Below are 10,059 nucleotides of genomic sequence, written 5' to 3' on the forward strand. Positions count from 1 at the left end.
TCTCCGACCGGAAGCAGCAATCCGGCCAGGCCAGCAGCACGTTGAGGACCACACCCAGCAAGGTCGTATCGCGTCGCGCCAGAGCCTGTTTCAGCTCTGCGGTCAGCCGACCCGCCAAATCGCGGTAGGCCGCAGCTTGCGCCACGTCCATCTGGACTTCACGAAACTCCTCGTCATACGGCGGCAGGACGTTGCCACCGATGTCCTTGAGCTTGAGAAAGATCGTGAACGGCAGGATGCAGCGCAAGACGCCTTTCGGGCCGAAGCCGGGAGCCTTGACGGTGCGCACCGATACCTTGGTGCCCTTGGCCGTCTTGTGCGCCGTGCCGGCGCTCTCGGAGTAGATGTCCTTGAGGACGCCGTGATCGCGCATGAACGCCATCGCAGCCGAGGTCATGCTGCCGCTCGTGGTCGGGCGGTAGCCGTCTTCGATCATCCGTCCTGGCAGTGCCCGGAACAGCAGGTAGAACAGATCATCGCCGTAGCCGCCCATTAGCGTGCCGGTCAGCAGCAAGGTCTTGCGAGCCTTCGCCGCCAGCACGCCCATGGCCTGGCCCTGGGCACTGCCACCGTTCTTGTACTCGTGCGCCTCGTCGGCGATGAGCAGGTCGAACGTGCCTTGCGGCAGGTAGCGTTTGATGAATTCGGACGGTTGGTAGCCGCCCTCGCCAAAGCCAAACTCCATGTTGGCCATCGCACGTTCCATGCGCGTGGCCTGACGGTCGGAAAACACCAGCTCGCCGTTGCCATCCATGAGGTTGATGAACTCATGGATGTTGTCACCCAGCATCGAGGCCAGGAAGCCGTCACCGAACTTCTGCATCAACTTCTGCGCGGTGACTTCCCCGATGGTCGGGATGCGCTTCAAGGCTTTGAGGACGACCGAGGACTGGTCGCTGCCGGACAGGCTGCGCGGGCGGATCAGCGTCCACAGGGGCGCGGCGCAGTGGCTGCACTTCCTGCGGGACTCCTCGGCTTGGAGCGCGATCGGGTTGACCGGCTCGCCGTCGAGGTCGGTGATGACCGTGCCGCAGTCCGGGCAGGCCGCCACGTCGCCGTGGCGGGTGCGCCGCTGGGTGAAGACCGGCTTCCAATGGAACCCCATCCGCATCCTGACGCGGCCCAGGATGAAAAACTCCTGGCCCGTGGGCTGCACACCCAACTGCTCGCGCAGCTTGATGAGCTTGACCAGGGTATCCGGGCCGTTGAGCACCCAGACCCTGGCGCCCGCCACCGTCTCCTGGATCTCCCGCCGCCACTTGTAAACAAGGTGCGGCGGCGAAAGGACCAGGGTGCGGCGGTAGCCTTCAGCGTTGAGAACGGCGGCCGTGGCGATGCCGACGGTCGTCTTGCCGCAGCCCATTTCGCCATTGACGATCGCGGCGCGTTCGCCACGATCGATCAGCAGCTCGGCGGCGGCATGGACGACTTCGGCCTGAGCCTGGAACAGCTTGCGCTTGAGACTGGCGACGACGAGTTGGCGATGCGCCTGCGGCTGGCCGGTATAGACCGGCGGGTTGGCGCGGTTGAGCGAGTCGAGCAGTTCGTCGCCGAACTCGCCGACAAAATCCTGAAGGCTCAGGGTCAGAGGGGAAGATTCCGCATCGAGCAGTTCGCCCTGTACAGGCGTTGCATCGTTGACGGTGGTATCGAGATCGAGGGACATGGTGATGCTCCAAATGAAAATGGGGCATGCACCACCCCCGACGGGGCGATGGCATGCCCCGTGGTGGGAAGAGAGACGGCGAACCGTCTGTGGTGGAGAAACGATCAGCGGATGGTCAACACCTCGCCCTGTGTCGGGGAGTCAGGCGTCATGTCCCACGCGCGGATCACGGGAACGAACTTGTCGGTGAGGATGCGGGTCTCGGCGATGGAGCCGTCTTCGCGTTCGGTGAATTCCCGCTGGAGCGTCTTGTCCTTGTGGGTGTCACCTTTGACGACGAGCACGCGCCCGGTCTTGGAGCGCACGACGCCCGAAATTGCGCCTGCGGCCAGAGCCAGGGCGAGATGCCAGTGGGACAAGGCCCGCGCCGGAGGACGCAGCGACTGCTGCGCGGCCCCCAGGTGCGTGTCCAGCGACGGCCAGAGGCCTTGCAGCCTGCCAACCTCGTCGGCGAACTGCTCGGGCTCCATCGTCACGCGGAAGAAATGCTCCGGCTCGGCCGGACTGGCGGGGACGATGTACGGCAGGAACGGCCAATCGCTCGGCAGCTCCTCGGCTTCGATCTCGCCTTGCCCAACCTGCAGCAGCAGATTGCGCATGGCCTTGACGCCATCGGGTACCAGTTCGCGCTGGCGCACCCTACGGCCGAAGATCACCACCTGCTTGAACTGCGTTTCCACCGCTCGGTAGATCCGCAGGTCCGTGTAGTGGCGTGTCAACCAACCGACCAATTCCGCGTCGAGCACGTAGCCGGGGACGATGAAAACCAGCACGCCGCCGTACTGCAACAGCGACAGCGAACGCTGATAGAACAGCTTTTCGAGGCGGGCACGGCCCTGGCCCTGGTATCCGATGTTGCCGTTGACGTCCTTGGACAGGTCGCCATACGGTGGATTCAGCCAGAGCAACCCGAAGGACTGCTTGGAGACCATCGTATCCATCAGGTCCGCGTGCAGGCAGTGATCGACCAGGCCGCGGGCATGGCGTGCCCGCTCGGCGTCGAACTCGACTGCGAACGCCTTGGCCTGCTCGCGCCCGAGGGCGTGGGCGGCTTCGGCGATCGCCACGCCTTCGCCTGCGCAGGGATCGAGGATGCACATCGGCCCATCGCTGGGCATCAGTGCGTTGAGGGCTCTTTCGAGCGTGGGTTCATCGGTCGGGAAGTACCCGTTTTTCCCGAAATTGCGGGCGAGCCGCGGGAACATGAGGGCCATGGAAGTCTCCTGGTTGGCGGGGATGAAACACGGAAGCACGCCAAGGCGTGCCTCCGTGGGTGGGTCAGGCCGCTACCACTTCCGGCGTCCAGATCGTGGCCGGATAGGGATAGGCGGTGAGCACGTCACTGCGGATCAGGGAACCCAGCGCCAAGGTCAGCGCCGGCACGTCGATGGCGAGCCGATGGCCTTCCAGCGGCCCGAGGGCGAACGGAAGGCGGGCCAGCATCTCGCGGCTTTGCAGCAGTTCCAGCACGGTCTCGCGCCAATGGTCGAGCAACGGCAACGGGCAGGTGTCGCGCACCAGCATCCACAGGCGGTCAAGCCGGTGGGCGCTGCCCTGTGGGAGCAATGCCAGTGCGCTGGCGTTGGCTTTGTCGGGCTTGACGCAGCGCCGGTCGAACAGCCACACGTTGGACAGCGAACCGAACAGCGTTCGCCGGTAGGTGCGGGTCATGCGCTTTTCCAGGCGATCGACGTTGCCGACGAACACCGGGACGCTGCCGCCCTGGTCGGTGATGAGGTGGAACTGGTCCAGTCCCTGCTCGTCGCGCCCGAGGGTCAGGCGAGCCAGGAACTGCTGGACGGCGGTGTCGCGCGCCCAGATGGACAGGAAGATCAGGTTGCCCTGGTCATCGCCGACGCAAGCGTCGGCCATCAAGTCCGGGCATTCGTCGATGCGGTACAGCGTGGTGGAAGAAGTGTTTGCGAGCATGGTGGTGTCCTCGGATTAACGGGAACAGCACCGCCCGCTGGGGCAAGTACTGCCCCAGGGGGTCGAAGAAAAACGCTCAGTCCGGCTCGAACTGCCGGGTGTGCGGGTTGAAGTGAAGCGCCTCGTCCACCGCCGTGATCGGCGTGAAGCCGTCCAGGTAGATGTTGTTGAGGTACTGGTCGCGGTAAGTCAGTGCCTACCGTGCCTGTTCCTCGGCGAGGCCGTTGCTGATGAAGTACTCCAGCATCTCCTCGTCGGAGGACACTTCGTCGTTGGACAAACTTCCTTCAACGAGTGCCAGCAGCGAGGGCGGGAGCGCAGCCAGGATCGGGTCCATGTTGGTTCCTCCTGGCTCAGGCCATCAGCGTCGAGGCGGGAGCCGTGACAGCCGTGGGTGTGCGCCGCCGTGCGTGGTAGGCGCGAACGCCTGCACGCCAGTCGGCGGACTGCTCCGGTGCGAGGTCCAGATAGGACAGCGGGCACGAGTAGTAGTACGGGTGCATGGACTCTTCCAGCGGCTTGTAGCCCCACTGGTTGCCGCTGCGTTCCAGCAGATCGCAGCGGATGGTGCGCAGGGACTGGCCCGGCGCGAGATCACGATGCACACCCTCGACCTTGGCGGTCATTTCGACCACGGACCACAGTACATTGCCGCGCAGCGCGTGGGCGATGACCTTCGCGCTGACGCGCTCGGTCTCCTGCGGTTCGATCAGTTCCGCGATCAATTCGGATCGCGATTGGTGAGAGAAATACCAGCCCATGGGAGGCCTCCTGAAAAAATAGAGCCGGAGGCCTCCCCGCAGGGGAAGAACCCCCAGCGGGTGATGGAATGCCGCAGGTGCGGCGAAGGAACCTATGACTTGTCCTCAGTCCCAGTCGTCATCGTCTCGATCACAACCGGCCGGGCAGTAGCCGAACTCAATGCCGTGCGAGCAATAGCCGTGCTTGGCATTCCAGTCCTGGGTTTCCTGCCGCTCGGCAGGTGTTGCGTAGTCCCATTCCTGGGCGGCAATTTCCAGGGCCTGAGCGCGCTGGTCTTCCGGCAATCGACTGGCTTGCGTGTCGATTTCCGAACTGAAGAGCGTGACCCAATGGCCCCAGGACAGGCCGCAACCACGCTGGGCATGCTCGGCGGCCGTCTTGCACACGGCGCGCCACGCGGTTTTGTCCAGCGCGGAACGGGGGGTATCGCAAGCGATGATGGACATGATGGAGACCTCCAGAAGAAAGCCGGGGCCTCGCCCGCATGGGGAAAGGGACCCCGGCGGGTGGATGAAGAACACCGCGGATGCGGCGTCTGCGATCACGCAGGTTGTGGTTCGGCCTGACGGCTCCACTCCTGCGTCTTGAAGTCCAGCGCGTAGCCCAGTTCGCCCAGGCGGGAGATCTGCGCGCGCAAAGCGCGTCGGTCGATGGTCGAATCCAGTTTCACGGACTCGCCCAGCGGCCACAGCAGGCCGAACAGAGTAGCGTCACCATCTTCGGTGCTGCCAGGAGCAGCCGCCGCAGCGGGCGCCGGTGCATCTACCCCGAAGGGCGTGGTATCGACCAGCGGGTCCGCCAACGCCTGCACAGGTGCGGGCTTGGTGGGTTTGGACGTCTTGGCGGGCTTGGCCGGCGTTGCCGCAGGCTGTGTCCCCAGCTCTTCATCGAGCGGATCGACTTCCTGGGTGGCGAAGCTGCGGGCCTCGTCACGGCTCAACTTGTCGATGCCATTGAGCGTCATTCCGTCGAGGTTGGCGCGGACTTCAAACCGCGCGCCGCCCGCGACTGGATAGGACTTCGCGAAGATGTAGCGAATGACGAATTCCCCGTCGTACTTGCCTTCGGGGTACTGCTCCAGCTCCGCGTCCTTGACCGCGAATTCGCCGATGGGGGTGGAAAGGCGACCGACCGTGAACGGACCGTTCTTGCCGCGGATGGTCCGCAACGTGAGCTGGCCCGGGATGACGATGGGCAGGACTGATCTCGTGGGTGCCGATGTGGCTGCCATGATGGTTCTCCTTGGGAAATAGGAAAAGGCAAGGCCCCGCGAGGGGCCATGCCGGATCAGAACGAAGCAGCCAGTGCCGGCTCCTGCTCCTCGACTTCACCTTCCGGCTCGCGCTCGGCAGGCTGATCGGCAGCGGTGTCGGCGGCAACCTCGGCTTCGGGCGCGGGTGCGTCCTCGGCCTGCGGTGCGTCGGCTTGCGCCTGGCTCGTCGGATAGACCTGGGTGCCGTCGATCTTGATCAGACCGATGTGGACCAGCGTCGATTCCAGGCTCGCTCCCGGTTCCCCGGCGCGCTCGCCCTTGGTGCGGATGTACGGGTCGATTCGCATGTCGTTCATACGGAAGGCGATCAGTACCTTGCGATCCCCCTCGATGGCCTGGATGCACCGGCGAACCAAGTGCTCGGTTTCAGGAGTGGCGACGATGGTGTCGAAGTACCGATACTCAGGCTCATCGACGGGGCCTGCCAGTGCGGCAATGGTGCTTGACAGGAAGGGATCGCCATCCTTGGGGGTGACGTCCTTGACGCGGCTGAGGTAGCCGATGCCGCGGGTCATCAACTCGTGCTGCTCGATCGAAGCCAGCTCGGCCCGGTCGAGCGGCTCGGCCTTGAGCAGTCGAGCTTTGAGGCTGGCGGCCGGCTTGCCGGCGTGCTCGCCCTTGTCGCGGATGTACGCATCGCCCCAGAGGTCTCCGAGGCGGAAACGCACCAGCGGGCGTTGCTTGGGATCGTCAACGCCGATGCAGCGCTGAACGAGCTTCTTGGCCTCGGCACCCGAGACCTTGACGTCGAAGTAGCGATAGCTGGGGTCCCTGGCGGGGCCGACCAGTGCTGCGACAGTGCATGCGAGGAACGGCTGCGCGCGGCGGCCGCCCCGGACGGGCACTTCATGGGCACGCTGGATGTAGCCGATGCCCGAGGTGTGGAGGTCGAAATACGATTTCTCGTTGGACGTGGTGTTCATGGTGAATCTCCATTCGAAGAAGCGGAGACACACCAGGCCCACGCATGCGGGGAAAGGTGCGTAACCCCGCGGTGGGTTGATAAGGCGAAAGCATCCGCCACCAGGGACTGGTGGCCGCTCGCGGACGGATGCGGTGCGAGCTGGCTCGGTCACGCAGCGGGAACTGCGCCGCAACCTCGAAGACCGATGGTTGCCTGGCATGTCGCTGACAACGTCAGCAGGCATGGGGTCAGCATGTCCGGGGCTCGCGCGCGTGACAGCAATCAATCGGCACCCGGGCGTTTCCCTTTGTCCACGCCATGCGCCGCCGCCGCGCATGCCGATCAGGCGCCAGCCGACGGCACGCAGACTGGCATCGCCTTCGTCGGGCGTCTCCGTGACGCGGAAAAAAAGAAGCCCCCTATGCGGGGGGCTACAAGGGCCGTGCGGTGGTTGCCGCGCTAAGCCGATGGGACCACCTCCAGCGACAGGTGCGTGGCGGTGGCGGACAGCATCAGGTCGTCCGTGCCGTGCAGGATGCGTGCGAAGACGCCTTCCTTCGGGTCGAAGAACTCGCCGAAGTCGTCGCCGCCCAACTCGGCGCGCGTCAGTTCCCACCAGTCATCGAACGGGTCGGTATCCGGGTTGCAGCCGACGGCATACGCCAGCAGCTTCACGCGGCCGTCCGGGCGGCGCTCGGCGCGCTCGGCGAGGAAGTACACGCCCTGATCCTTGGCGAGGACGACGCGGCATTGGTTGGCGACGGCCTCGGCCAGTACGGGTCGCAGATCGGTGCCTCTGAATCGCAGTGACATGGTTGAAATCTCCTGTGGGGATGAGAAAGAAAAAGGCCCTCCACCCGAACGGATGGAAGGCCTGTGGGGGCAAGTTGTCGTCAGGCTGCGAACTTCGCCCGGGACATCATGCCGGCACCGCCTGGCGTCGCCGGGAAGCCTTGGCGTCGATCACGCTCACGTCGATCCGGCGCCAGTTCCCGTCGTCGATGAGTCTCTCCAGCACTTCGCCGAGCATGTCGAAATACACCTCGTCATGCCGATCGACCAGTTCGCCATCCCGATGCAGCTCCACCACGTAGGTGTCGCCGCCGCGGTCGTAGAGGATCGTCACCTGGCCCTGGAACTTCGCGGTCGAGACCGTGAAGCCGATCGCCGGAGGCGTCTCGATGATCTTGGACGGTTTGGGATCGACCCAGGTGAAGTCGCGGGCGCCCGCGTCGACCAGCATGTGGGTGATACGCCGGAACCCGTCGGGTGCCGGCATTTCCTCCAACTGCTGGATGAGCTGGCCCAGTTCCATGCACTGCGGCACAGGGACGGGCAGCTTGGCCGGCGCGGAGCCGAGGATGTGCGTCTTGATGGTGTAGGGTCTGCCATCCGACGTGTACTCGGTGCGCTCTTCCGGCGTGTCCGCGCGCAGGCCGTCGAAACGGCGCCGTGCGTAGGGCTGGACATGCACCTTGGCGCCCTCGCTGGGAACGGTGGTGACCAGGTTGGGATCGAGCACCGCGAACTCGCTGGGCTTGAGCTTGACGACGATGGCGTCGTCGTTGGCCGCGACCACCTTGCCGTCGAAGGGTTGGGGATCGATGGCGAAGCCCAGCGTCGAGGACTGCGGCTGGTCATCGAACACGCGGTACTTGAACGACCGCACGTTGCGGGGCACATGGCCGGCGACGAGCGAGGGCATCATGGTCTTGATGAGGGAACGGTCCATGGGAATCTCCTTGGGAAAGAACAAGGGATTCCCCGCCCACAAGGGAGAGGTCCCTTGTGGGTGGATGGACGCGGTGCGTCCGTAGGAAGAAACGACCAGCACGGTCTCCCGTACTTGCAACCTCGAAGGTCTTGGCTGCCTGGGCATGTGTCGGCGACGCCGACGAACATGGGGCAAAGATGGCCCCGGAATGGGCGGATTGCCTGCAGGAAACAGCACCGCGCCGTACCCACTTTCCTGATCCGTGGGCAAGAAAAAGGTTCTTCACCCAACTCCGGGGAATGCCGCCCGGATCTTGAGGAAGAAGTAGGCGTCATCGCGGTAGCCGTAGGCGATGCGCTTGATGACTTTGATGCGGTTGTTGATGCCTTCGAGCAGACCGGTGTGCATGGGCCAGCGCACCCGGCTGAGGATGCCGCGCCAGTACGGCCGCAGGCACTTGGCGAAGTGCATCAGGGCCGGGATCGCACTCTCCCGGGCATGGCGCAGCCATTGTTTCCAGGCACGGTGCCAAGCCCAGGCGCTGGGTGCGTTCCACAATGCCTTGAGTTGCTCCTTCATCACGTAGACCGTCATCAGCGACTGATTGGCTTCCAGCACCTCGCTCAGTCGGATCTGTTCGGACTCGGCCAGGTTTGCCGGGTTGCGCAGCAGCAGCCAGTGCGAGCGTTTGACCACCTTGCGAGCCGGCTTGTCGTGGCGCAGTTGGTTGGCCGCATCCACCCGCACCCGGCCGATCACCTCGCGGCCGTATTTGGAGATCACATGGAACAGGTCGTACACCACCTGTGCGTTCGGGCAGTGCTGACGCACTTCCAAGTCATAGGCGGTGTTCATGTCCATGGCCACCGCCTGGATGTCGGCACAGCGTTGGGGACCAAGCAACTCGAAGAACGGCCTCACCTCAGCCCGTGAGCGGCCTCGGCCAACCCACAGCACCCGCTTGCGCTCCACATCCACCACGACGGTGGCGTATCGGTGGCCCTTCTGGATCGCAAACTCGTCCATCGCGATCCGCCGCACCCCGTCCAGATCCACCGGCCCCAGCCTGCGCTCCAATGTCTGCAAGTCGATCGCCTTGGTCGTCTTCCAGTCCAGTCCGTGCCAACGAGCAGCATGCAGTACCGAGGTCACCGCGCACAGCCGTGCCACGCTCTCGGCCAGCCGCCGCGTCACCCGGCAATGCCGGTCAAGCCAGTCCAATCGCTCCACGCGGGGGCCGCAGGATAGGCAAGCCAAGCGCAGACGCGGCACGTGCAGCTCCACCTGATCATCGAATATCGGCAGCTCGCGGATGCGCCGCATCATGCGGTCATGAATCGCTGTCACCGCCTGACCACAGCCCATGCAATGCCGCTGCGCACCAGGTGCAGGCTCCAACTCGATCACCAGCCAACGCTGTTGTCCACGAGACTCATGGCGCCACTTGCGCACTCGATACCCCTCCCAGCTGCCCAGCCGGGACATACAATCCTGCTCGGCCACGGTCGACCCTCAGTCTGTTGCCTAGAGAACAGCAAGTCTGACCGGTCGGCCGTGTGCCTTCCTCCCCTCAGTTGGGAGAAGAACCATAAATAACCGGGGGATTCCGGGTCAGTAATGCACCACGCTGCGGATCGACTTGCCTTCATGCATCAGGTGGAAGGCTTCGTTGATCTCATCGAGGGGCATGGTGTGGGTGACGAACGGCGCGAGGTCGATTTCGCCCTTCATGGCGTCTTCGACCATGCCCGGCAGCTGCGAGCGGCCCTTGACCCCGCCGAAGGCGGTGCCAAGCCAGCGTCGGCCAGTGA

10 protein-coding genes and 2 pseudogenes are annotated in these 10,059 nt (G+C 64.6%); all 12 read right to left on the minus strand.

Annotation, left to right across the window (positions count from 1 at the left end; translation table 11 throughout):
* Positions 1 to 1,666: DEAD/DEAH box helicase (locus QZ709_RS14975; RefSeq protein ID WP_294638197.1), on the minus strand; the 1,666-nt coding region annotated here is incomplete at its 3' end.
* Between the two features lie 104 nt (positions 1,667 to 1,770).
* Positions 1,771 to 2,904 (minus strand): DUF6094 domain-containing protein, encoded by a 1,134-nt coding sequence (locus tag QZ709_RS14980; RefSeq protein ID WP_255487793.1) that lies wholly within the window; start codon positions 2,902 to 2,904, stop codon positions 1,771 to 1,773.
* A 40-nt stretch (positions 2,905 to 2,944) separates the two neighbouring features.
* Positions 2,945 to 3,595, minus strand: coding sequence for a hypothetical protein (locus QZ709_RS14985; protein ID WP_294638198.1), 651 nt, complete (start codon positions 3,593 to 3,595; stop codon positions 2,945 to 2,947).
* A gap of 76 nt (positions 3,596 to 3,671) precedes the next feature.
* Positions 3,672 to 3,932 (minus strand): annotated as a pseudogene (locus tag QZ709_RS14990) (hypothetical protein).
* Positions 3,933 to 3,948: 16 nt separating this feature from the next.
* Entirely contained in the window at positions 3,949 to 4,356 is a 408-nt protein-coding gene (locus QZ709_RS14995; RefSeq protein ID WP_034030340.1) for a hypothetical protein, read from the minus strand.
* A gap of 105 nt (positions 4,357 to 4,461) precedes the next feature.
* Positions 4,462 to 4,803, minus strand: a complete 342-nt coding sequence (locus QZ709_RS15000) for a hypothetical protein (protein WP_034030346.1) — start codon at positions 4,801 to 4,803, stop codon at positions 4,462 to 4,464.
* A gap of 95 nt (positions 4,804 to 4,898) precedes the next feature.
* Positions 4,899 to 5,588: a DUF3275 family protein gene (locus tag QZ709_RS15005; RefSeq protein ID WP_034030338.1), complete on the minus strand. Its 690-nt coding sequence runs from the start codon at positions 5,586 to 5,588 to the stop codon at positions 4,899 to 4,901.
* Positions 5,589 to 5,644: 56 nt separating this feature from the next.
* Positions 5,645 to 6,553 carry a DUF3577 domain-containing protein gene (locus QZ709_RS15010; protein ID WP_034030336.1) on the minus strand — a complete coding sequence of 303 codons (909 nt, stop codon included), beginning with the start codon at positions 6,551 to 6,553 and terminating at the stop codon, positions 5,645 to 5,647.
* Positions 6,554 to 6,993: 440 nt separating this feature from the next.
* On the minus strand, positions 6,994 to 7,347 hold the full coding sequence (locus tag QZ709_RS15015) for a DUF3085 domain-containing protein (protein WP_034030334.1): 354 nt from the start codon (positions 7,345 to 7,347) through the stop codon (positions 6,994 to 6,996).
* A 106-nt stretch (positions 7,348 to 7,453) separates the two neighbouring features.
* On the minus strand, positions 7,454 to 8,266 hold the full coding sequence (locus QZ709_RS15020; RefSeq protein ID WP_034030332.1) for a hypothetical protein: 813 nt from the start codon (positions 8,264 to 8,266) through the stop codon (positions 7,454 to 7,456).
* 264 nt (positions 8,267 to 8,530) lie between these two features.
* Positions 8,531 to 9,751 carry an ISL3 family transposase gene (locus QZ709_RS15025; RefSeq protein WP_023112352.1) on the minus strand — a complete coding sequence of 407 codons (1,221 nt, stop codon included), beginning with the start codon at positions 9,749 to 9,751 and terminating at the stop codon, positions 8,531 to 8,533.
* Between the two features lie 108 nt (positions 9,752 to 9,859).
* Positions 9,860 to 10,059, minus strand: a pseudogene (locus tag QZ709_RS15030) (S-(hydroxymethyl)glutathione dehydrogenase); the annotation flags it as partial.

This window comes from uncultured Aquabacterium sp., from assembly GCF_913773725.1.
GTDB lineage: Bacteria > Pseudomonadota > Gammaproteobacteria > Burkholderiales > Burkholderiaceae_C > Aquabacterium.